This is a genomic window from Pseudomonas sp. KSR10 (assembly GCF_022355455.1).
Lineage (GTDB): Bacteria > Pseudomonadota > Gammaproteobacteria > Pseudomonadales > Pseudomonadaceae > Stutzerimonas > Stutzerimonas stutzeri_E.
The window spans coordinates 38484-59418 of record NZ_JAKOEN010000024.1 but is presented as its reverse complement, the minus strand read 5'-3'; the positions used below and the strand labels follow the sequence as shown (position 1 = coordinate 59418).

At 63.9% G+C, this 20935-nt stretch carries 22 protein-coding genes; 9 read left to right on the top strand and 13 right to left on the bottom strand.

The genetic code is table 11. From position 1 onward, the window contains the following. Positions 1-134 precede the first annotated feature (134 nt). The 4 genes from MCB86_RS21935 to MCB86_RS21920 all read right to left on the bottom strand — a co-directional run bounded on the left by MCB86_RS21935 (position 135) and on the right by MCB86_RS21920 (position 4686). The gene (locus tag MCB86_RS21935) at positions 135-2339 is read right to left on the bottom strand and encodes a xanthine dehydrogenase family protein molybdopterin-binding subunit (RefSeq protein WP_239612144.1); all 2205 of its coding nucleotides are present in this window, start codon (positions 2337-2339) and stop codon (positions 135-137) included. After that, complete coding sequence (locus tag MCB86_RS21930; protein WP_045160622.1) at positions 2336-3322, bottom strand: xanthine dehydrogenase family protein subunit M; 987 nt, start codon at positions 3320-3322, stop codon at positions 2336-2338. Before MCB86_RS21930 ends, MCB86_RS21935 begins: the two co-directional genes overlap by 4 nt. Beyond that, positions 3319-3852, bottom strand: a complete 534-nt coding sequence (locus tag MCB86_RS21925; protein ID WP_045160621.1) for a (2Fe-2S)-binding protein — start codon at positions 3850-3852, stop codon at positions 3319-3321. Before MCB86_RS21925 ends, MCB86_RS21930 begins: the two co-directional genes overlap by 4 nt. A 219-nt stretch (positions 3853-4071) precedes the next feature. Next, positions 4072-4686 carry a nucleotidyltransferase family protein gene (locus tag MCB86_RS21920; RefSeq protein ID WP_239612143.1) on the bottom strand — a complete coding sequence of 205 codons (615 nt, stop codon included), beginning with the start codon at positions 4684-4686 and terminating at the stop codon, positions 4072-4074. Between the two features lie 344 nt (positions 4687-5030). On the opposite strand from MCB86_RS21920, the gene MCB86_RS21915 reads away from it, so the two are divergent. The 3 genes from MCB86_RS21915 (at position 5031) to MCB86_RS21905 (ending at position 8364) form a co-directional block, all read left to right on the top strand. After that, the gene (locus MCB86_RS21915; protein ID WP_045160620.1) at positions 5031-6326 is read left to right on the top strand and encodes an NCS2 family permease; all 1296 of its coding nucleotides are present in this window, start codon (positions 5031-5033) and stop codon (positions 6324-6326) included. Between the two features lie 123 nt (positions 6327-6449). After that, positions 6450-7538 (top strand): tRNA (uridine(54)-C5)-methyltransferase TrmA, encoded by a 1089-nt coding sequence (gene trmA, locus MCB86_RS21910; protein WP_045160619.1) that lies wholly within the window; start codon positions 6450-6452, stop codon positions 7536-7538. A 274-nt stretch (positions 7539-7812) separates the two neighbouring features. Beyond that, positions 7813-8364 (top strand): cytochrome b, encoded by a 552-nt coding sequence (locus MCB86_RS21905; protein WP_045160618.1) that lies wholly within the window; start codon positions 7813-7815, stop codon positions 8362-8364. Between the two features lie 54 nt (positions 8365-8418). Here the strand turns inward: MCB86_RS21905 and glp are convergent, their stop codons facing one another. After that, positions 8419-9651 (bottom strand): gephyrin-like molybdotransferase Glp, encoded by a 1233-nt coding sequence (gene glp, locus MCB86_RS21900; protein WP_239612149.1) that lies wholly within the window; start codon positions 9649-9651, stop codon positions 8419-8421. A gap of 401 nt (positions 9652-10052) precedes the next feature. After that, a complete protein-coding gene (locus tag MCB86_RS21895; RefSeq protein ID WP_239612142.1) occupies positions 10053-10613 on the bottom strand; it encodes a DUF4345 domain-containing protein in 561 nt (186 codons plus the stop codon). A 172-nt stretch (positions 10614-10785) separates the two neighbouring features. Between MCB86_RS21895 and MCB86_RS21890 the strand changes: the two genes are divergently transcribed. Beyond that, positions 10786-11220 (top strand): DUF411 domain-containing protein, encoded by a 435-nt coding sequence (locus tag MCB86_RS21890; RefSeq protein WP_239612141.1) that lies wholly within the window; start codon positions 10786-10788, stop codon positions 11218-11220. A 92-nt stretch (positions 11221-11312) separates the two neighbouring features. Beyond that, positions 11313-12173: a neutral zinc metallopeptidase gene (locus MCB86_RS21885; protein WP_239612140.1), complete on the top strand. Its 861-nt coding sequence runs from the start codon at positions 11313-11315 to the stop codon at positions 12171-12173. A 20-nt stretch (positions 12174-12193) separates the two neighbouring features. Here MCB86_RS21885 and MCB86_RS21880 read toward each other — a convergent pair whose 3' ends face one another. After that, complete coding sequence (locus tag MCB86_RS21880) at positions 12194-12517, bottom strand: hypothetical protein (RefSeq protein ID WP_045160614.1); 324 nt, start codon at positions 12515-12517, stop codon at positions 12194-12196. A gap of 109 nt (positions 12518-12626) precedes the next feature. Between MCB86_RS21880 and MCB86_RS21875 the strand changes: the two genes are divergently transcribed. The 4 genes from MCB86_RS21875 to MCB86_RS21860 all read left to right on the top strand — a co-directional run bounded on the left by MCB86_RS21875 (position 12627) and on the right by MCB86_RS21860 (position 15781). Then, on the top strand, positions 12627-13214 hold the full coding sequence (locus MCB86_RS21875; RefSeq protein WP_239612139.1) for a DUF2796 domain-containing protein: 588 nt from the start codon (positions 12627-12629) through the stop codon (positions 13212-13214). 69 nt (positions 13215-13283) lie between these two features. Next, positions 13284-13991: an ABC transporter ATP-binding protein gene (locus MCB86_RS21870; protein WP_045160611.1), complete on the top strand. Its 708-nt coding sequence runs from the start codon at positions 13284-13286 to the stop codon at positions 13989-13991. Positions 13992-13994: 3 nt separating this feature from the next. Beyond that, positions 13995-15260 (top strand): ABC transporter permease, encoded by a 1266-nt coding sequence (locus MCB86_RS21865; protein WP_239612138.1) that lies wholly within the window; start codon positions 13995-13997, stop codon positions 15258-15260. Between the two features lie 8 nt (positions 15261-15268). After that, a complete protein-coding gene (locus MCB86_RS21860; RefSeq protein WP_045160609.1) occupies positions 15269-15781 on the top strand; it encodes a DUF3299 domain-containing protein in 513 nt (170 codons plus the stop codon). A 102-nt stretch (positions 15782-15883) separates the two neighbouring features. On the opposite strand, the gene MCB86_RS21855 is transcribed toward MCB86_RS21860, so the two are convergent. Genes MCB86_RS21855 through MCB86_RS21830 form a run of 6 tightly spaced genes read right to left on the bottom strand, consistent with a single transcriptional unit; the run spans position 15884 to position 20762 of the window. Next, the gene (locus MCB86_RS21855) at positions 15884-16975 is read right to left on the bottom strand and encodes a tetratricopeptide repeat protein (RefSeq protein ID WP_239612137.1); all 1092 of its coding nucleotides are present in this window, start codon (positions 16973-16975) and stop codon (positions 15884-15886) included. Between the two features lies 1 nt (position 16976). After that, a complete protein-coding gene (locus MCB86_RS21850) occupies positions 16977-17687 on the bottom strand; it encodes an energy transducer TonB (protein WP_045160607.1) in 711 nt (236 codons plus the stop codon). After that, positions 17687-18100, bottom strand: coding sequence for a biopolymer transporter ExbD (locus MCB86_RS21845; protein ID WP_021210047.1), 414 nt, complete (start codon positions 18098-18100; stop codon positions 17687-17689). The genes MCB86_RS21850 and MCB86_RS21845 overlap by 1 nt, the downstream gene beginning before the upstream one ends. Positions 18101-18110: 10 nt before the next feature. Beyond that, on the bottom strand, positions 18111-18656 hold the full coding sequence (locus MCB86_RS21840) for a MotA/TolQ/ExbB proton channel family protein (protein WP_045160606.1): 546 nt from the start codon (positions 18654-18656) through the stop codon (positions 18111-18113). After that, positions 18649-19995 carry a MotA/TolQ/ExbB proton channel family protein gene (locus MCB86_RS21835; protein WP_045160605.1) on the bottom strand — a complete coding sequence of 449 codons (1347 nt, stop codon included), beginning with the start codon at positions 19993-19995 and terminating at the stop codon, positions 18649-18651. The genes MCB86_RS21840 and MCB86_RS21835 overlap by 8 nt, the downstream gene beginning before the upstream one ends. Beyond that, entirely contained in the window at positions 19992-20762 is a 771-nt protein-coding gene (locus tag MCB86_RS21830) for a DUF3450 domain-containing protein (RefSeq protein WP_045160604.1), read from the bottom strand. Before MCB86_RS21830 ends, MCB86_RS21835 begins: the two co-directional genes overlap by 4 nt. Positions 20763-20935 lie beyond the last annotated feature (173 nt).

Genomic DNA, 20935 nt, shown 5'->3' with positions numbered 1-20935 from the left:
ACGTACCCCCCTCGCGCCCGTTTTTAGAGCTTGGACTTCGCTGGGGGCTGAAGCGGAGCGCCGCCCGGTCCACCCTACATACTGATGCCCAACCGTAGGGTGGAAAACGGCGAAGCCTTCCGCCGCCCTGCCTTTTACAACAGCTTATCCATGGTGATTGGCAAATCCCGCACCCGCTTGCCAGTGGCGTGATAGATCGCGTTGGCGACCGCTGCAGCGACACCGACGATGCCAATCTCGCCGACGCCTTTGGAGCCGAGCGCGTTGACGATTTCGTCCTTCTCCTCGACGAAAATCACGTCGATCTCACCGATATCGGCATTCACCGGGACGTGATATTCGGACAGGTTGTGGTTCATGTAACGACCTAATGCGTGGTCAATCATGGTTTCCTCATGCAGGGCCTGGCCGATGCCCCACACCACCCCACCGACGATCTGGTTGCCGGCGGTCTTGGAATTGACTACCCGCCCGGCGGCCACGGCGCTCACCGCCCGGCTGACCTTGACCGTACCCAGGTTCTCATCAACCCGTACTTCGATGAATACCGCCGAGTGCGTGGCGGTGGAATAGGCGTTACGCTCCTCTCCGGGCTTGACGCTCGCCTCGGCCTCGAGCACGCCACTGACGGCAACGATCTGCTCGACCTCTACGCTGTGGGCGGGCGTGGCCTTCAGCCGCATCTGGCCTTCGACAAACTCAACGTCGTCGAGCTTGGCCCCGGTAAATGGCGATACCGGCGACTGCTGAGCCGCGTCCAGTATCTTCTGACGCAACCCTTCGCAGGCCTGCTGCACGGCGCTGCCGACCGAGGACACGGTCGCCGATCCGCCTTCCAGCGGCGCCTGGGAAAAGTTGGAATCCCCCAGGCGGAACTCGACACGCTCCAGCGGCAGCCCCATGGCCGCCGCCGCGATCTGGGTCATCACCGTATAGGTACCGGTGCCGATGTCAGCCGTGGCGCTGCTGACCACCAACCGACCATCGGGCTCCATGCAGGCCTTGGCGCTGGCCGGCATCTGCATCGCCTCCCAAACGCCGGTGGCCATGCCCCAGCCGATCAGTTGATTGCCGTCGCGCATACTGCGCGGCTCCATGGAGCGACGTGACCAACCGAAACGTTCGGCGCCCTGCTCGTAGCACTGGCGCAGCGCCTTGCTGGAGTACGGCTTGCCCTCGTTGCCGTTGCGCTCGGCATAGTTGGTCAGGCGCAGCGCCAGCGGATCGACGGCGGCGGCATAGGCCAGCTCATCCATCGCGCATTCCAGTGCGTAGACGCCGATGGTCGCGCCCGGCGCTCGCATGTCCAGCGGGGTGTAGACGTCCAGCGGCACCAGCTGGTAATCCAGCCGCACATTGGGACACTGATAGAGCATCCCGGACCACTCGACCTCATGCTCGGTGAAATCCTCGAAGCTCGACGTCTGACCGATCGCCTGATGGGTCAGGGCCTCCAACTGCCCGTTGGGTGCAGCGCCGATGGAGATGCGCTGCAGGGTGCGCGGTCGATAGCCAAAGGTGAACATCTGCTGGCGCTTGAGCACAACGCGCACCGAGCGCTGCAGTTTCAGCGCCGCCATCACCGCGAGCGTCAGCTGATATTGCGGGCGCAGCCCGGAACCGAAGGCACCGCCAACGAAAGGCGACAGCACCCGAATCCGGCCTTTCATGCCGAACACGTCTTCGAGATAGCGCATGCAATTCTGCACGCCCTGCGTCTTGTCATGGATCTCCAGGTTGCCTTCCGGGAAATAGTGGACGGTGGATGCGTGCGGCTCCATCGGGTTGTGGTGCTCGACCGGCGTGCTGTATTTGAGATCGAGCCTGAGCATGGCGCCGCGCAGGGCGGCATCCACGTCGCCGCGGACCGGCGGTAGCTCGGCCGGTGCCTTGTGCATGGTGTCCAGTTCGCTGAGCAGATCGGTCCGATGCGGCTCTTGCTCGTACTCCACCCGCACCAGGCTGCCGGCATAACGGGCCAGTTCGAGATTTTCCGCGACCACCAGCGCGATCGGCTGGCCGCTGTAGAGGATGTGATCGTTATACAGCGGCCGGAACGGCGAGCCCTCGGCGGCATCGTCGTCTTCGTACGGCTCGTCGTAACTGGCGATCGGTGGGCGGTTCTGGTGAGTCAGCACCAGCTTGACGCCGGGCACCGCCTCGGCTGCGCTGGCATCGATGGAGACGATGCGTCCGCGCGCGATGCTGCTGTTGACCACGCTGCCGTAGAGCAAACCGGGCAGATGGAATTCGGCGGCGTATTGCGCCTGGCCGGTCACCTTGGGCGGGCCGTCGACTCGATCGATGGGCTGGCCGAAGGGAGAAGTGGCTGGTTTCATCGGGCGTCTCCTTTGGCGGCATCGCTCAGGGCACGCACGATGGCGCGCCGGCCCAGTTCGATCTTGAAGGCGTTGTGTTCGAAGCCGCTGGCACCCTCGAGGAGGATGCCCGCCGCAGCTGTGAAGGCGGCCTCGCCGGGCCCCTTGCCAATCAGCGCCGCCTCCGCTTCGGCCTTGCGCCAAGGTTTGTGCGCTACGCCGCCCATGGCGATGCGGGCGTTGCGAATGCCGGCACCATCCATCTCCAGCGCCGCTGCCACCGACACCAGGGCGAACGCATAGGAAGCGCGATCACGCAGCTTGAGGTAGCTGCTGTGGGCAGAGAAACCCTGCGCCGGCAGCTCGACCGCGGTGATTAGCTCGCCATCGACCAGTGTGTTGTCGCGGTCTGGCGTGTCACCCGGTAGTCGATGGAAGTCGGCAAAAGCGATACGGCGCTCGCCTTGTGGGCCCTGTACCTGCACCACCGCCTCCAGAGCGGCGAGGGCCACGCACATATCGGACGGATGCACCGCGATGCACGCCTGACTGTGACCGAGAATCGCATGGATGCGATTGAGCCCATCGCGCGCCGAGCAGCCGCTGCCAGGCTCGCGCTTGTTGCACGGTGTGGTGCTGTCGTAGAAGTAGTAGCAACGGGTGCGCTGCAATAGGTTACCGCCGGTGCTGGCCATATTGCGCAGCTGTGGCGAAGCGCCGGCGAGAATCGCCTGGGACAGCAGCGGGTAGCGTTGCTGCACCAGCGGATGCCAGGCCAGATCAGCATTGCTGACCAGCGCACCGATGCGCAGCCCGCCCTCAGCCGTCTCCTCGACATCTGTCATCGGCAGCCGGGTAATGTCGATCAGTTGCTCCGGACGGGTGACGTTTTCCTTCATCAGGTCGAGCAGATTGGTCCCGCCGGCAATGTAACGACTGTTCGGCCGGAACAGGCCGATCGCTTCATCGATGGCAACCGGACGTGCGTAGCTGAACGGATTCAAGGCTTCACCTCCCGCACAGCCGTGAGGCGATCGCGGGTCTGTGGCATAGCCTCTTCGATCGCCGCGAGAATGTTCGGATAGGCGCCGCAGCGACAGAGGTTGCCGCTCATTTGCTCGCGCAGCTCATCGCGGGTCTGTGCGTGGCCTTCAGCCACCAACCCGACCGCCGAGCAAATCTGCCCGGGCGTGCAATAACCACACTGAAAGGCGTCATGGCTGACGAAGGCGGCTTGCATCGGATGCAGCACCTCGCCTTGGGCCAGGCCTTCGATGGTGGTCAACTCGGCACCGTCGTGCATCACTGCGAGGGTCAGGCAGCTGTTGATCCGCTTGCCGTTGAGCAACACCGTACAGGCGCCGCATTGGCCGTGGTCGCAGCCTTTCTTGGTGCCGGTCAGATGCAGCTGTTCGCGCAGCAGATCGAGCAATGTGGTCCAGGGATATACCTCGACCTGGCGGGTCTGGCCGTTCAACTCAAGGGTGATCGGGCAGGCGGCGATCCCACCTGCGGGAGAAGATGTTTCGCTCATGGCAGCCTCACGGTTGGGGGCCGTCCGGCACCTGTTCTGTGCAGGTTTGCCGAAGACCTCAGGCATTGGGTGCGCTGTCCGTGCGTCTAGGGGGTACGACTGCCACAGGCGAAAGAATGTTCAGCCGGGGTGGCGGGCGGAGGGCGGCGAAGCCCGGAAGAGCCAAGCACCGCGCGGGCATTCATGACCGACGGGATCTCACTTGGCCCGCCGGGCGGATCATGGGAAAAATTCAATGGGAAGGCGGTCTTCCGGGCGATCGATGTCCTGCAGCACGCCCGGATCGTTCAGTTCGATCTCTTCCACCGCCGCGCTTGCGAACAGCTCCTGCGCGCCTCGATCACCCTCCAGCGTGAGCAAGCGATGGAGATAGTCGGCACCAATCCCCCGCGGATGGCCGCGGCGACCCTGGTAGGTCGGCACCACCAGCCGTTGCGGCTGGATGTCAGTGACGATGCGGGCGATGCTGTCGCGCCGCACGTAGGGCATGTCGCCCAGGACCACCAGCCAGCCACGACGAGCCGACCGGTGCGCCACCGCCTGCGCCAGGCTATGGCCAAGGCCATTGGTCCGCACTGCCAGGATTTCCGCGTCGAATCTACCAGCGTGGCATTCGAGCCAGGCCAGCAGCCCAGGGTTGTCGTCGCGGGTGACCACCAACAACCGCTCGGTCATCCCGGCCAGGGCGTTCAGGGTCTCGGCCAGCACTGGCGGCGCATCGCTGACGTCACGGCTGGCCGCGAGCAACTTGTCCTCGTCGCGATGTTCACGATACCGCCTGCCCTGGCCCGCAGCCAGGACGATGGCGCAAACGCCCTCAGTCGAATCAGGCACAACGCCGCCCTGCCGCGACCTGCTGGCGAGTGCCGTATGCAAAGGGATTCCTATGGCAAGCGGATCGGTTTCCTCGCACAGTCATGCCGCTCATTTTTTCTCACTCATTCAGCCAATGTGCTCTCAATGAAGGGGTTGTATCGATGGCGCCGACCATAGCGCAGCAGCCGATCAGCCGGAACCCACCAGTCACGCAACGGAAAATTCAACCCGATGCAGGGCCGGTGTAAGATGCGCGGCTTTTGCGGGCAAGGCCTCGATAGGCTTTGCTATAGCGAATGAACTGCCCAGAGAGGCAGGCAGACCAACCGCCAACCCCTGACCGGCACACACGAGGATTGACCATGCTGGAGAAGCTGTTCCAACTCAAGGCGCACAACACCACGCTGCGCACCGAGATCCTCGCCGGTCTCACCACCTTCCTGACGATGGCCTACATCCTCTTCGTCAACCCGAGCATCCTCGCCGAAACCGGCATGGATCACGGCGCGGTGTTCGTCGCCACCTGCCTGGCCGCCGCTATCGGCTCGGCCATCATGGGCCTGGTCGCCAACTACCCGATCGCCCTGGCACCGGGCATGGGCTTGAACGCCTTCTTCACCTACACCGTGGTGCTGACCATGGGCTACACCTGGCAGACGGCGCTGGGCGCGGTGTTCCTCTCGGGTGCGATCTTCTTCCTGCTGTCGATCTTCAAGATCCGCGAATGGATCATCCACAGCATCCCGCTGGCGTTGCGTTCCGGTATCGCGGCCGGTATCGGCCTGTTCCTGGCGATCATCGCGCTGAAGAATGCCGGAATTGTCGTCGATAACCCGGCCACGCTCGTGGGCCTCGGCGACCTGACCGCCGGCGGCCCGTTGCTGGCCTGCCTGGGCTTCTTCCTCATCGCCGCGCTGGCTTACCGCAAGGTGACCGGCGCTGTGATGATCGGCATTCTGGCAGTCACCGCCCTGTCGATCGTCCTTGGCCTCTCCGAACTCAACGGCGTTGTCTCAATGCCGCCATCGCTGATGCCGACCCTGCTGCAGCTGGATATCGCGGGCGCGCTGGACATCGGCCTGCTCAGCGTCATCTTCGCCTTCCTTTTCGTCGACCTATTCGACACCTCCGGCACCCTCATCGGGGTGGCGCAGAAAGCCAACCTGTTGGACAAGGACGGTCGCATGCCGCGCCTCGGCCGTGCGTTGCTGGCCGACAGCACCGCGACGATGGCAGGCGCCGCGCTCGGCACCTCGACCACCACCAGCTACATCGAATCGGCCGCTGGCATCAGCGCTGGTGGCCGCACCGGGCTGACCGCCTGCGTGGTCGCCCTGCTGTTCTTGCTCAGCCTGTTCTTCGCCCCGCTGGCTGGTGCCGTGCCCGCCTACGCCACAGCACCGGCGCTGCTGTTCGTCGCCGTGCTGATGATGAGCAGCCTCGCCAACATCGATTGGGAAGACCTTACCGTCGCCGCCCCGGTGGCCATCGCCGCGCTGGCCATGCCGCTGACCTTCTCCATCGCCAACGGCATCGCCTTCGGCTTCATTGCCTGGACTGCGATCAAGCTGCTCGCCGGCCGCTGGCGTGAGCTGAGCCCGGCGATGTGGATCCTCTCGATCCTGTTCGTGATCAAGCTGGGCTGGTTTGCCGGCTGATAGCGCCATGGGCACGATGATGCTTTCATCATTCACCTGCCGTGCGGTAACGGTGAATGGGTAAAGCGTCAGCTGCGCGCCCCGATCCACCCTACGATTCATTCAATTTTCCCAAGAGTCTTCATGAGCGCTCCGCAATTCGACCCCGCCACCTACGATGCCCAACTCGCCGAGAAAGCCGCACGGCTGGTTGAGCTGCTGGCGCCCTTCGACGCACCCGCCCCGGAAGTCTTCGACTCGCCACGTGAACACTATCGGCTGCGCACCGAATTTCGCCTATGGCGTGAGGACGGCCAGCGTCACTACGCAATGTTCGAGCAGGGCGACAAGCACACGCCCATTCTGATCGACGAGTTCCCCATCGCCAGCCGTCGCATCAATGAACTGATGCCGCAGCTCAAAGCCGCCTGGAAAGCCAGCGAGACCCTGAGCTTCAAGCTGTTCCAGGTCGAGTTCCTCACCACGCTTTCCGGCGATGCGCTGATCACCCTCGCCTACCATAGGCCGTTGGACGACGCCTGGCAGGCCGAAGCCGAGCAGCTGGCCGCTGCCCTGGGCACCAGCATCGTCGGCCGCTCCAAGGGCAAGCGCATCGTCATCGGCCGCGACTATGTCACCGAGCAGCTGACCGTTGCCGGCCGCACCTTCAGCTACCGGCAACCCGAAGGCGCCTTTACCCAGCCCAACGGCGACGTGTGCCAGAAGATGCTGAACTGGGCCTACGACGTGCTTGGCGAACGAGACGACGACCTACTCGAGCTCTATTGCGGTAACGGTAACTTCACGCTGCCGTTGGCAACGCGTGTGCCCAAGGTACTCGCAACCGAGATCAGCAAATCCTCGGTTAATGCTGCCCTGGCCAACCTCGACGACAACGGCGTCGACAACGTGAGCCTGGTACGCCTGTCCGCTGAAGAGCTGACCCAAGCGCTGAACGAAGTGCGCCCGTTCCGCCGCCTGGCCGGCATCCAACTGAAGAGCTACAACTTCGGCAGCGTCTTCGTCGACCCGCCGCGCGCCGGCATGGATCCGGACACCTGCGAACTGACCCGCCGCTTCGAGCGCATCCTCTATATTTCCTGTAACCCGGAAACCCTCGCGGCGAATATTGCCCAGCTGCACGACACCCACCGCATCGAGCGCTGCGCGCTGTTTGATCAGTTCCCCTACACGCACCACATGGAGTCAGGCGTGCTGCTGGTTCGCAGGTGATCGCCGAGTGAACGTCCGGTAACCCGCTGGCTTTCCACATTCGTAACCATTGAGCCGTTACGGAGGTGGGGACATGCTGGTTTTTCGAGCCGATCTATACCGACGGCCTGGCGCAGATCTCCTATCTGGTGGGCAACAGCAAGGCTTTGGCCGCCGCAGTGATCGACTCGTGCAACACCGCGACCGTCCGCCGCAGGCGAAACGGCCATTCGCCAATGGTTTGCTTAACCCTGTCACCCTAGACTGGCGAAATCCCCTACTCGGAGTGTGTGAAATGACTGTTTTGAACCCACTGGCACGCTACGGGCGGCTGTCCATCGCCTTGCACTGGCTGATGGTGCTGTTTATCGCTGCGGTCTACGCGACCATCGAACTCAAAGGCAATTTCGCCAAGGGCAGTGAACCGCGCGAAGTGCTCAAGCAATGGCACTTCATGCTGGGTCTGACGGTGTTTGCACTGGTCTGGCTGCGCCTGCTTACCCGATGGCTGCGTCCGGCACCGAAGGCAGTCGCCGGGGCGGGCTGGGAACGCGCGCTGGCCAAGCTGGTGCACCTGGCGCTGTACGGCCTGATGATTGGCCTGCCGCTGCTCGGCTGGCTGACCCTGAGCGCGGCGGACAAGCCGATTCCCTTCTTCGGCCTCGAACTTCCGGCGCTGATCGGCGCCAACAAGGAGCTGGCCGGTGAGTTCAAGGAGCTGCATGAAACGCTGGCGGTGGCCGGCTACTGGCTGATCGGCCTGCATGCGGCGGCAGCCTTGTTCCATCACTACGTGCGCCGCGACGGCACCCTGCTGCGCATGCTGCCGCAGCGCCACCAGGCCTGAAGCGCAGACGCAAAACGCCCGGTCGACTCATCATCGACCGGGCGTTTTCATGTCTCAGCCGAGCAGTTCGCTGAACGGCAGATACCCCACCGTCTCACCCGCTTCCAGCGTGCGGTTAGGCTCGACGATCGCTAAGCCCTCCGCCCAGCTGGCGGAGGTCAGCATCGCCGACCCCTGGCGCGGGTGCAGGCACACGCGCAGCTCGCCCTCGATCTGTTCCAGCCGCGCGCGCAGGTACTGGCGACGGCTGTTCGGCTTGCGCCAGACGAAGCCGGCGGTCAGGTGCAGCGGCTTGGGCAGCACCTCGGTGCAACCCTGGGCACTGAGCAGGAACGGCCGAGCCACCACCAGCGAAGTGATCAGCGCCGCCGCCGGGTTGCCCGGTAGGCCGATCCACGGCTTGCCGTTGACCTCACCGAACGCCAGCGGTTTGCCCGGCTGGATCGCCAGGCGCCAGAGGTGCAACTCGCCCAGCTCCCGAATCGCTTGTTTGAGATGATCTTCCTCGCCAACCGAGACGCCACCGGAGGTAATGAGAACGTCCCACTCAGAGGCAGCCAGCGCCAGAGCGTCGCGGCTGGCGGCCAGCTCGTCGACGAGGATTTCGTAGTCGTGCACCTCCAGCCCGAGGCTGCGCAACACCCCGAGCAGCGCGTAGCGGTTGGCGTTGTAGATCTGCCCGGGCGCTAGCGGCTCGCCCGGCTCGCGCAGTTCGTTGCCGCTGGAGAGCAGGCCGACGCGCAGCCGTCGATAGACCGCAACCCGGGCCACGCCCAGGCTCGCCAGCAGTCCCAGCTCCTGCGGTCGCAAGCGCTTGCCGGCCTGCAGCACCGGCGCACCGGTCACCAGCTCCTCACCCCGGCGGCGCACATGCATGCCCAGGTTGACCGCCGGAAGCCGCACGCGGTCAACCTCGATCTGGCAGTCCTCCTGGGCCACCACGGTGTCGGCGCCCGGCGGCAGCGGTGCGCCGGTGAAGATGCGTACCGCATGCCCCACCGGCAGGTGCTGATCGGCCGAGTCGCCGGCGGCGATGCGCCCGAGCAGCGGCAGCCAGCCGCCTTCGGCAGGCAGGTCGGCGGCGCGCAGCGCGTAGCCGTCCATTGCACTGTTGTCCCACGCCGGTATCGAAAATGGCGCGTTCAGCGACTCCGCCAGCACCCGACCGAGAGCATCGGGTAACGCCACACGCTCCACCGCCGGTAACGGCGGGACGCGGGCGAGCAACTCATCGATCGCCTCGTCCACAGGTTTAAGACCACTGATGTCGCAACCGCAGGCGCTCAGGGGCGGCTGGAATTCGTTCTGGGGTAGGTGAGCCATGGCTCCAAGCTCCGAGGAAAATAGCGGCAGGCCGAACCTGCGCGGGACCGGGGGCACCCCGTCGGGGTGTTTCCACCTACCCTAGCCGTTTGCGCAGCGACCTGCTGCGGGTTGCGGCCAAGGGTCGCGGCAGCCCGCTAATAGTCGCTACCTTGCTCCGTGTTCGAAGCCGCGGGAGGCGTTCCGGCAACCCTGGCGGAACAGCATGCGAAGAAGCAGAACGCAGGGGCACGCGATGATCGGCTCGAGTGCCCCGTCATCCTGGGTGCTACGCGGTGACGTGAATGTCAGCATCAGATCGTTGAATGGAAGTAATGGCTACGGACATTAGGTAACTGGCCAGCCGGGACGTGATCCAGCCAGCATCAGGGCGCTGCATCATCACGGCGAAACGGCATCGGCTCGGTCGGCGGTTCCGGTTCCGGTTCCGGTTCCGGCTCCGGCTCCGGCCGGGCATCGCCCAGACGGAACGGCTGCGGCGCTTCGTCCACCAGCCGACGGGTCGGCGGCCCGACCCGCTCCGCCGGTGTTTCAGGTGTTGCTCGCTCGCGCATGAACAGCAGCGCAACCGCGGCAAGCAGTGCAGCGCATACCCGGTAAATCAACGAGGCTAGATCGAAGCCGATCAGCTCACCGCCATCGAGCCACAATGATCCCAGCCGTCCAGCGGCCAATGCCAGCATGGTGATAACCAGCATGACCAGCGCCGCCCTGGCGCGCTCCGGCTCGCGCATCGCCCAGATCAGGAACAACGCCATACCCAGCTGCAATCCGCCGTAATAGACACGCATATGGCTGACCGAGGCGGTCTCCATCAACAGCATCCCGTTCAGATTGGCCATCTCATAAGGGCGCAGCCAGTAGGCGAGGCTGAAACCGATCATGATCACGGCCTGGGCAACCAGAACGAAACGGGCAAAACGCATCGAAAACTCTCCTGATAGCGGCTCCGTACCACGGTAGACATCCGACCGAAGCGGCGGGCGTTGGTTCGCCCGCAGGACCGCGGTAGTGGTGCGGTGATCGCACATGGGAGGGCACTTTGGCCACGTGCCCGGTTGGCGGTATTCTGCAGTGAGTTCGCCGGAGTAAAACACCATGCGCCATCTGCTACTCGTCACTACCCTCTTCGCCAGCCTGGCTCAGGCAGCCGAACCCATCGCCATCGACGTTCACCGCGACGCCAGCTGCGGCTGCTGCCGCGCATGGATCCAGCATCTCGAAGACAACGGTTTTCAGGTCAACGACCACGTCGAGGCCGACATGATCGCGGTCAAGACCCGCCTCGGCGTGCCGCAGCGGCTGGGTTCTTGCCACACCGGCGTGATCGACGGCAAGTTCGTCGAAGGGCATGTCCCGGCCCGCGACATCCTCAAACGTCGTGCTCAACCGGAGCTGATCGGCGCGGCAGTGCCCGGTATGCCCATGGGCTCGCCGGGCATGGAGATGGGCGACCGCAAGGATGCCTTCAAGGTGATCGGGCTGAGCAACCAGGGCAAGGAATCGGTGCTGGCCGACTACCCGGCGAACTGATCGAGAAATAGACGAAACGCCAAGCGCTTGCTGAATTAGCGGGCGGCATATCGGGTCTACCAGCGGCAGACACCTGTAAAAGGGATTCGTATATGCGTTGGAAGAAAGCACGTCGCAGCGACAACGTAGTAGATGCCCGGGGGCGCAGCGGCGGCATTGGTGGCGGGCGCCTGAGTCTGGCCGGGGTGGCTGTCGTGGTAGTGATCGGCTTGCTGTCCGGTCAGGACCCCATGCAGATCCTCGGTCAGCTGGCCAATCAGACCGGCTCCGGCCCCACTCAGCAGAGCACCACGCCAGCCCGCGGCGACGACCCGCAAGTGGCATTCGTCCAGGCCATTCTAGGTGACACCGAGGACACCTGGCGCGCACTGTTCCAGCAGTCCGGCGAGCAATACCGCGACCCAACGCTGGTGCTCTTTCGCGGCGGAGTCAATTCAGCGTGCGGCTTCGCCAGATCGGCGGTCGGCCCCTTCTATTGCCCGGGCGACCGGCAGGTGTACCTCGATCTGCAGTTCTTCGACGAAATGGCCTCGCGCTTCTCCGTCGCCGGAGATTTCGCCCAGGCCTACGTCATCGCACACGAGGTCGGTCATCACGTCCAAACTCTGTTAGGTGTCTCGCAGCAGATGCAGGCGGCACGTCAACGCGGGGCACGCATGGAAGGGGATAACGGCTTGCTGGTTCGCCAAGAGCTGCAGGCCGACTGCTTCGCCGGTGTCTGGGCTTTCCATGCCCAACAGCGCCATGACTGGCTCGAGGAAGGCGATCTGGAGGAGGCACTGAACGCCGCCAACGCCATCGGCGATGATCGTCTGCAAAAGCAGAGTCAGGGTCGCGTGGTGCCGGATGCCTTCACCCATGGCACCTCGGCACAGCGGGTGAAATGGTTCCGCACCGGCTTCGACAGCGGCGAGCCGGCACGCTGCGATACGTTCCAGGCGCAACGGCTCTAATCCGGTCGTGGTCAGCGTCGTCAGCCGACCCAGCGGTACACCGGTGCGTCGCCTCCGCTGTCAATCTTCACCTGAGCGCTGTGGCGCAGGCGCACCAGCAAGCGCTTGCCCGCCTGCGCACTGCCCGTCAGCGCTTCCAGCTCCGCCAGCAACTGTGGTCCATCCATTCGCCCTGCATCGCGCAGCAGCTGCTGCGCATTCAGCCAGTGCGGATCGGCCTGCGCCTGAGCCGGAGCAACCTCTGACGTACGCAGCTGGGATGCCAGCTGTGTCCAGTCGTGCTCATCCATCTCGATGCTGAGGTCAACCGGCCATTCGCCTACATACCCACGAATTCGAATCATCCCCACTCTCCTGAACGTTCCGGATGGCATGCTCCCACGCTCCGAGCAGGCTGGCTAGCCAGCGTCATTTTTTGTTATAACGTAACCAACAATTCAACTGGAGTTCGTTATGCGCCGCTTGCTGCTTGCCCTGCCCTTCGCCCTGCTGCCCGGTTTCGCTCTGGCCGCCGAACATCACGATCATGACCACGATCACCATGACAGCCTCGGCGCCCATGAGCACGGCGCCGCCGAGCTGGACGCCGCGCTGGAAGGCTCGACGCTGGAAATCGAACTGCGTAGCCCGGCGATGAACCTAGTGGGCTTCGAACACGCGCCGAGCAGCGACGCGGACAAGCGCAAGATCGCCGACGCCCGCAAGTGGCTGGAACAACCGGATACGCTGTTTGGGCTGCCAGCCGCGGCAAACTGCAAACTGGTCGAAACCGGGCTGGAAAGCCCACTGTTCGAAGGCGCAGCTCATGACCATGATCATGGCGATGAGCACGAGCACGACGATGATCAGGAAGGTCAGCACAGCGAGATCCACGCGCACTACCACTTTGATTGCGCCACACCCCAAACGATTCAAGCACTCGACCTGCAGGAACTGTTCAAGGCTTTTCCCGGCACTAAGAAAATCCAGGCCCAGCTGATCGGCCCGAATGGGCAACGCGGCGCACAACTTGACGCCAGCCAGCCGCGCGCGACCTTCTGACCCCCGTGGCCTGCCGCCGCCCGGCCCGACGCAGTAAACTCACCGGCTCGCCTGAAACGGATCATCTCGATGACCGCACCCTTGCTCGATCTCCACCAACTGGGTTTTGCCTGGCCCGGCCAGGCAGAACTGCTCGACATCCCCAGCTTCAAGCTGGAACGCAACCAGAGCCTGTTCCTCAAGGGCCCGTCCGGCAGCGGCAAGACCACCTTGCTCGGACTGATTGGCGGCGTGCATAAAGCGCAGCGCGGGACGGTTCGCCTGCTTGGCAGCGATCTCGCGGCGCTCTCGGCCGGCGCACGGGACCGTTTTCGCGTCGACCACACCGGCTATATCTTTCAGCAGTTCAACCTGCTGCCGTTTCTCTCGGTGGCCGAGAATGTAGGCCTGCCCTGTCACTTCTCCAAGGCTCGCGCCGAGCGCGCCCGTCAGCGGCATGGCAGCGTTGCGCAAGCAACGGCAAGCCTGCTCCAGCATCTCGGACTATCCAAGAGCCTGCTCGAGCGACGTGCCGAAGCATTGTCGATCGGCCAGCAACAGCGCGTCGCTGCCGCACGCGCACTGATTGGCCAGCCAGAGCTGGTGATCGCCGACGAGCCCACTTCGGCACTCGACGCAGACAGTCGGGAAGCCTTCCTACAACTGCTCTTCGCCGAATGCCGGGAGGCCGGATCGAGCCTGCTGTTCGTCAGCCACGACCAGAGTCTGGCGCCGCTATTCGACCGCAGCCTGTCATTGGCGGACCTCAACCGCGCCGCTCGCACCCCGGAGATATAGGCCATGTACCTGTTGCGCCTGGCGTTGGCGAGCCTGAACAACCGCCGTTTCACCGCCCTGCTCACCGTCTTCGCCATTGCCCTCTCGGTATGCCTGTTGTTGGCCGTCGAGCGCGTGCGCACCGAAGCCCGAGCCAGTTTCGCCAGCACCATCAGCGGCACCGACCTGATCGTCGGCGCCCGTTCCGGCTCGGTGAATCTGTTGCTGTACTCGGTGTTCCGCATCGGTAACGCGACCAACAACATTCGCTGGGACAGCTTCGAACACTTTGCCCGACACCCGCAGGTCAGCTGGGCCATTCCCATCTCGCTGGGTGATTCCCATCGCGGCTATCGCGTCATGGGCACCAGCAGCGCCTATTTCGAACACTACCGCTACGGGCGTAAGCAACCGCTGCAACTCGCGCAAGGTCGGCCGTTCGCCGAAGACCCGTTCGAAGTGGTATTAGGCGCCGAAGTGGCCGAAGCGCTGAAATACAAGCTGGACGACCAGCTGGTGCTGGCGCATGGCGTCGCCACGGTCAGCCTGGTCAAGCATGACGACAAGCCGTTTCACGTAGTCGGCATTCTACGGCGCACCGGTACTCCGGTGGATCGCACACTGCATATCAATCTGGCCGGCATGGAAGCGCTGCACATCGACTGGCAGAACGGCATGCCGGCGCGCGGCGCGGCGCGCATCGACGCCGCACAGGCGCGTCATATGGATTTGCAGCCCAAGCAGATCACCGCCTTCATGCTCGGCCTCAACAGCAAGATCGCCACCTTCAGCCTGCAGCGCGAAATCAACCAGTATCGCGGCGAGCCGCTGCTGGCGATTCTCCCGGGTGTTGCCCTGCAAGAGCTCTGGGGCCTGATGGGCACCGCGGAAAAGGCCCTGTTCGTGGTATCGCTGTTCGTCGTACTGACCGGATTGATCGGCATGCTTACGGCGATCCTGACCAGCCTCAACGAGCGACGTCGGGAAATGGCGATTTTGCGCTCGGTCGGGGCACGTCCCTGGCATATCGCCGGACTGCTGATACTTGAGGCGTTCAGCCTGGCGTTGGCAGGCGTGTTGTTCGGCCTGCTGTTGTTGTACGCCGCGATTGCGGCCGCCCAAGGTCCGCTGCAGAGTCACTATGGACTCTACCTGCCATTGGCGTTGCCCAGCGCCTATGAGTGGTCGTTGCTTGCCGGCATACTGCTGGCCGGGCTGCTGATGGGTGGCGTGCCGGCCTGGCGCGCCTACCGGCAGTCCTTGGCCGACGGCCTGTCGATCAGACTATGAGGAACTCCATGTCTCGCCTGCTGTTCGCCGCCCTGCTCGCCCTTGCGGCCCCCTTCGCCGCTGCCGATGTCCGCGAACTGCAGTGGTCGGACCTGATTCCGGCGGATGCGCCTCCGCCGCCGCCCCCCATAGCGATGCATGACATGTCCCAGCTGGCCGATGCGCTGGCAGCCGAAGCGGGCCCGGCAGCGGCTCAGCAATCGCCTGCCGAGCCAGTGGTCAAAGAACTCGATGGCGTGCAGGTCAAACTGCCGGGATATATCGTGCCGCTGGAGGTCGGCGAGGATGGGCGGGTAATCGAGTTTCTACTGGTACCCTATTTCGGCGCCTGCATCCACGTACCACCGCCGCCGTCGAACCAGATCGTCCATGCAACCAGCGAACTGGGCGTCAAGGTTGATGAGCTGTATCAGCCGTTCTGGATCGAGGGCCCGTTGAAAGTCGAGCACGCCAGTAGCGAACTGGCTGAGGCGGGCTATCGCATGGAAGCCCAGAAGATCTATCTCTACGAGCTGGAGTAAGGGTCGCCGCCGGCCCCGAGTCCTCGATAGATCGAGCTACCGAGGCCGGAGCAGCATCAGGAAGCGCGGAGTCACCCGGCCGGGCGACTCCATGCACTGGACTTAGCGAACACTTGCAATCTGGCGCTGCCGTTCAAAACTCAGCTCACCCTCGGCCCAGTCCCGCCAGGCCCGCACCTTGCGGCGTTCGGCGCCGGCGCGCTCGGCCTGTTTCAGCGCATCGAGGCCGGCCTGCCAGCGAGCTTGCTCCAGCTCCAGCTGCGCGACATTCAGCCAGAGCTTGGCGTTGCCGGACTGTGTCGCCAGCTCGCGGTAAATCTGCACCGCTTCCGAGCGCTCACGCGCTTGCCACCAGAGCATGCCCAGACGTTCACGCCGCGTGGCATCGCTGGGCAGCAGACGCGACTCGAGCATGCCCTTGAGCAGTTTCGCGCCCTGCCAGGGTTGGCCAGCGGCCCCGGCCAACAGCACCAGATTGTCCAGCTCCGCCTCGCTGAAACGCAGCCCTTTGACATGGGCGGCACGCAGGGTCGCGAGCGCCTTGTCCTCGTCACCTGCCATCTGCTGCAAGCTCGCCAACTGACGCCAGCTTTTGACCTGATCAGGGTGACGCACAAGCAGTCGGCTCTGCCAGCGTTCGGCGGTTTCGTAGCGCTTCAACTCGGCGTTGCCGGCCACCAGGAACTGCAACCAGGTATCGGCCGCGTTGGGGTTGGCCTGGACATAGCGCTCTGCCAACGGCAGTGCCTTGGCGTGCTGCCCAAGCCCCTGATAGGCCTGGACCAGCATCTGCAGGACTTCTTCGTTCGCCTGGTCAGGCGAGCCCAGCAGGCTGATCACCTTGTCGTAGCGATGCTCGATCAGATTGAGCTTCGCCAGGTTGAGCCGCTCGTTCGTCAGTATCGACTCGTCCAGCTTGCCGCTGGTTATCGCTTTCTCGAGTAATTCGAGGGCCTGCCGGTTGTTGCCTTGCGCCCAAGCCAGATAAGCGCGGCTGCGCCATAGCAGTGCCTCTTCGGCGCTACCTGGCTTGGCTTCGGCTTGCTCGAGCGCCCTTCGCGCGGCGCCGAAATCCCCTCTCTCCTGGGCGCTTTGCGCGCGTTCCAATGCCTTGAATACGCCAGGATCGATGCTCTGGGCGGCTTGAGCCGATAGAGCGAACAACAACGAGATCAGTAACAGCAAACGGGGCATGTCAGCGTTCTCCTTGCAGGCGGAAATGCAGGGTTTTGACGGCTTCGCGCGATACCGCGGAGCCGTTCTCGGTACGCGGCGTAAAGCGCCAGCGAGCGGCGGCACGACGTGCTTCGCGGTCGAAGACATTCGGCGGCGAGGCGTCCAGTACCCGGATGTTTTCGACCTTGCCCGCTGCCGTGATGGTGAAGGCGAGCTTGATGTGGCCTTCGATGCCGCGTTGACGTGCCCGATAAGGGTACTCGGGACGCACATCGTTGAGCGGCATGACCTCCTGCTCGGGGCCGGACTGGCCTGCCGTCTCGTCGGCCGAAGGGGCCGCCGGCGCTGGAGGTGCTGCTGGGGCGGACGCGGCCGTCAGCCCGGCAAGGCTCGGTGCCGGCGCGCTGGCAACCGAGACGCCAGTATCGATGTTCGGCAGCGGCAGATCGAGCTTGGGCAGATTGGCACTGGGACTGGCCATACTCGGTGTCGGCGGCGTGGGCGTCGGCGGCGTCTTCGGCTGCGGCGGTTGTGGTGCCTGCTGCCGCGAGCGCGTCGCCGCACTTTCGTCTCGATTGTCCATACGCACGAAATTGGCGATGGCTACTGGATCGTCCGTCACCTCGTTACGCGGCGGGTTGACCATGCTCAGCATCAGCGCAAACAACAGCAGCGCCACCACGCAGGCAGCGACGAAGGACACCCCGACGCGGGTCAACCCACGAACCATCACGGCGCTCCCGACGTAGCGGCAAGCGCCACGTCCTGGACCCCGGCCAGACGCGCCTGGTCCATAACCTGGACGACAAGACCGGTACGTGCATCCTGGTCGGCCTGGACCACCACGGCGCCCTCCGGCTGGTCGACGCGCATGCGTTCGACATGGGCACGCACGCTGCGTACATCCACGGCCTGCTTGTCGATCCAGACCTGACCATCTGCCGTGACCGCGATGAGAATGTTGCCCTTATCCTGCGCACTGGCGGTGTCGGCCTGAGGCCGCTGAACCTCGACGCCGGACTCTTTGATGAACGAGCTGGTGACGATGAAAAAGATCAGCATGATGAAGACCACGTCGAGCATCGGCGTCAGATCGATGCCGGTGTCTTCTTCCTGCTGGTAATGGTGACGACGCATACGCATCCGTTAATCCTCAATCGTGACGCAGCTGGTCGGCCAGCCGGTCGAGAGCCTGGCGCGAAATACGTTCGAGACGCGCCAGGCTGAACAGTCCAGTGATGGCGAGCACCATGCCAGCCATGGTCGGCAGGGTCGCCTGCCAGACGCCCGCGGCCATGCCGCGAGGGTTGCCGGTGCCGTTGAGCGCCAGCACATCGAATACAGCAATCATGCCGCTGACGGTACCGAGCAGGCCCAGCAACGGATACATGGCCACCAGAGTCTTGCTCATGCGCAAGGGACCTGCGAGCTGCTGCTGGGCCTGGGCCAGCCAGGCGCTGCGCACCGCGCGCTGCCAGCTGCCGGATTCGTTGCCCAGCTGCGACCAGGCCTGGCGCCGGCTTTCGACCCAGCGTGGAAACACGCGGCGCATGAACCACAGACGCTCGAACACCAGCGTCCAATAGAGCACGCACAGCGCCGCCAGCGCCCACATCACCGCGCCGCCCGCCGCCATGAAGTCGAGCAGCGAGTAAGCGCTGTCGACCAGACGTAGCCATTGGCCGTGCAGGTCAGTCACGGCGCTGTGTTCCCGACAAGTGCAGCGCGATCAACCCGGCGCTCTGCTGCTCGAGCAGCTGGATCAGCGCCTTGCTGCGGCTGGCCAGCAGGCTGTGCAGGAACAGCAGCGGAATCGCCACGACCAGGCCGAGCACTGTGGTGACCAGCGCCTGAGAGATGCCGTCGGCCATTAGCCGCGAATCGCCACCGCCGCTCTGGGTGATCGCCTGGAACGTCACGATCATACCGGTCACCGTGCCCAGCAGACCGAGCAACGGCGCGACCGCACTGAGCAGCTTGAGCAGTGGCTGGCCGCGCTCGAGAGGCGGTGTTTCTTGGAGGATCGCCTCGTCGAGCTTGAGCTCCAGAGTTTCGAGGTCCGACAGCTGTGGCTTGGGTCCCAGCACCCCGATGATGCGGCCTAGCGGATTGTCATCGCGCGGCTGATGAAGCTCCCGGGTCTGACGGCTTACCGCACGGCCAACGCCCGCTAGATAGATCATGCGCCAGACCGCAAGGACAAGCCCGATGGCGCCCAGGACCAAAATGACCCAACCCACCAGCCCGCCTTGCTGAAGGCGATCCCACAGCTGTGGCTGGCGCTGCAACTGAGCCAGCAGCGAGCCGCGGCTCGGGTCGATCGGCAGCGTCGCCAGCGCGTCACTGCTGCTCAGGTAGTCACTCACCTGCCCGATGCCGGCCGGCTGACGGCTGGGCGTCAGCAGCTCGCGAGCGTCACTGTCGTAGCGCAGGAAATTGTCCTGAGTGAAAGCCGAGAAGTTGCCGACACGCAGGACCGATTGCTCGCTGCGTTGCCCGTCGACACCTACTACCGGCAGTTCGACGCGCTCGATCTGACCGCTGGCTGTGAGGTCCTCAAGCAGGGTCATCCAGAAGCTGTCCAGATCCTCGGCCGAGGGCAACGTGCGGCTTTCAGCCAGCGCTTTGAGCCGCTTGAGTCGCTCTGGATACTGCGCATTGAGCAGGCTGTCCTGCCATTGGCCGGCGATATCGCCAGCGCTCTGCCGCACTACTCCGAACAATTCGCCAAGGTGGCCAACCCGCTGCGCCAGCAGTTTTTCCTGTTCGGCCAGCTCGGCTTCCTGGCGATCGAATTCAGCTTTCAGGCGCTCGGCTTCGGCTTTTTGCTTTTCAAGCGCGGCATTGGCTCGCGCCAGCAGCTGCGCTTGTTCGCCGCGATTCTGGATGAACGCCTGCTCGCGTGCTTGCATGGCATCGACTTCCGCAGCGCGCTCGCTGCGAATGCGCTGCAGCAACTGATCAGGGCTCAAGGGCTCGGCTGCCTGAACCATTGTCGGCAACAGGCCGATGAGTAACAACGTCAACAAGCGGCTCATTGCGCAGCCTCCTTGGCCAAAGTCTTCACAGGCAGTTCCAGCCAGGTCGGTGCCTGCTGCTGACGAGCAATCGCAATCGCCTTAGTGATTGGTCGACGGGCGCTGCCGTCCAGCGCTTCCCACGCGCGAGTCCTGGGGTTCCACCAACCACTCTCATGGGCATCCAACGTCTGGTAATAAAGCATCGTACGCCCCAGTCGGAGGAACTCTACGCTGCGGCTGCCACCTTCGACCGGTAGCTCTCCGCGCCAGGCTTCCAAGGTGCGGCCGTAGTCGCTCTCGATCTGATAGGCCTCAAGGATGCGGCGATATTTCTCAGCGAGACTGACGTCGGCGCGCGCCTGCATGTCCTGCAAGCTGGCCAGGCGATCGGCGCGCTCGTCTGGAAGGAACGGAAGGTCTGCCGCGATGAACTCTTCAAGCACTTCGATCATCCGCCCCATCTGCGGTGCAACGGCTTCCTGGGTACGCTCGATGCTGTCTAACTGACGCTGAAACCCGTCCAGCTCCTTGCGCTGCGCAGCGGTCAGTTCGACCAATTGCTCGTTGTATGCCTTCAAAGCCTCCGCTTGCTGGACGGCATTGCGGTATTCGGTGAGCATTTTCCGAGCGGTGTCATCGAGCTGCTCGATGCGCGCTTGGGACGCCTGGGCCTCAGCAGCCAGTTGCTGGCTTTCTTCCAGTGCAGCGTCCAGCGGAGCCGCATTAAGCGGCAGGCATAACGACAACAGCACGCCTGCGAGCAAGCGAGTCGGGTACTGATTCATGCGGAGCGGATCCTCGGTTCACGGCGGCTTCAAAAGCGTTATGTTATAACACTTGACGATAGTCTCGCAGACTATTCCCTCACCTGCGATACCTACCTGAGACCACTGCGGTTCAGAAAGAGAAACATTATCATCCGCAAGCAGAGCACAAAGCAACCAGATCAAACAGGCGA

What these genes read in the sequence shown, in the direction of transcription:
- MCB86_RS21935 (WP_239612144.1), bottom strand. Translation starts at nt 2,339, where the DNA reads ATGAAACCAGCCACTTCTCCCTTCGGCCAGCCCATCGATCGAGTCGAC.
- MCB86_RS21925 (WP_045160621.1), bottom strand. Translation starts at nt 3,852, where the DNA reads ATGAGCGAAACATCTTCTCCCGCAGGTGGGATCGCCGCCTGCCCGATC.
- MCB86_RS21915 (WP_045160620.1), top strand. Translation starts at nt 5,031, where the DNA reads ATGCTGGAGAAGCTGTTCCAACTCAAGGCGCACAACACCACGCTGCGC.
- trmA (WP_045160619.1), top strand. Translation starts at nt 6,450, where the DNA reads ATGAGCGCTCCGCAATTCGACCCCGCCACCTACGATGCCCAACTCGCC.
- MCB86_RS21905 (WP_045160618.1), top strand. Translation starts at nt 7,813, where the DNA reads ATGACTGTTTTGAACCCACTGGCACGCTACGGGCGGCTGTCCATCGCC.
- MCB86_RS21895 (WP_239612142.1), bottom strand. Translation starts at nt 10,613, where the DNA reads ATGCGTTTTGCCCGTTTCGTTCTGGTTGCCCAGGCCGTGATCATGATC.
- MCB86_RS21890 (WP_239612141.1), top strand. Translation starts at nt 10,786, where the DNA reads ATGCGCCATCTGCTACTCGTCACTACCCTCTTCGCCAGCCTGGCTCAG.
- MCB86_RS21885 (WP_239612140.1), top strand. Translation starts at nt 11,313, where the DNA reads ATGCGTTGGAAGAAAGCACGTCGCAGCGACAACGTAGTAGATGCCCGG.
- MCB86_RS21880 (WP_045160614.1), bottom strand. Translation starts at nt 12,517, where the DNA reads ATGATTCGAATTCGTGGGTATGTAGGCGAATGGCCGGTTGACCTCAGC.
- MCB86_RS21875 (WP_239612139.1), top strand. Translation starts at nt 12,627, where the DNA reads ATGCGCCGCTTGCTGCTTGCCCTGCCCTTCGCCCTGCTGCCCGGTTTC.
- MCB86_RS21870 (WP_045160611.1), top strand. Translation starts at nt 13,284, where the DNA reads ATGACCGCACCCTTGCTCGATCTCCACCAACTGGGTTTTGCCTGGCCC.
- MCB86_RS21865 (WP_239612138.1), top strand. Translation starts at nt 13,995, where the DNA reads ATGTACCTGTTGCGCCTGGCGTTGGCGAGCCTGAACAACCGCCGTTTC.
- MCB86_RS21860 (WP_045160609.1), top strand. Translation starts at nt 15,269, where the DNA reads ATGTCTCGCCTGCTGTTCGCCGCCCTGCTCGCCCTTGCGGCCCCCTTC.
- MCB86_RS21855 (WP_239612137.1), bottom strand. Translation starts at nt 16,975, where the DNA reads ATGCCCCGTTTGCTGTTACTGATCTCGTTGTTGTTCGCTCTATCGGCT.
- MCB86_RS21850 (WP_045160607.1), bottom strand. Translation starts at nt 17,687, where the DNA reads ATGGTTCGTGGGTTGACCCGCGTCGGGGTGTCCTTCGTCGCTGCCTGC.
- MCB86_RS21845 (WP_021210047.1), bottom strand. Translation starts at nt 18,100, where the DNA reads ATGCGTATGCGTCGTCACCATTACCAGCAGGAAGAAGACACCGGCATC.
- MCB86_RS21835 (WP_045160605.1), bottom strand. Translation starts at nt 19,995, where the DNA reads ATGAGCCGCTTGTTGACGTTGTTACTCATCGGCCTGTTGCCGACAATG.
- MCB86_RS21830 (WP_045160604.1), bottom strand. Translation starts at nt 20,762, where the DNA reads ATGAATCAGTACCCGACTCGCTTGCTCGCAGGCGTGCTGTTGTCGTTA.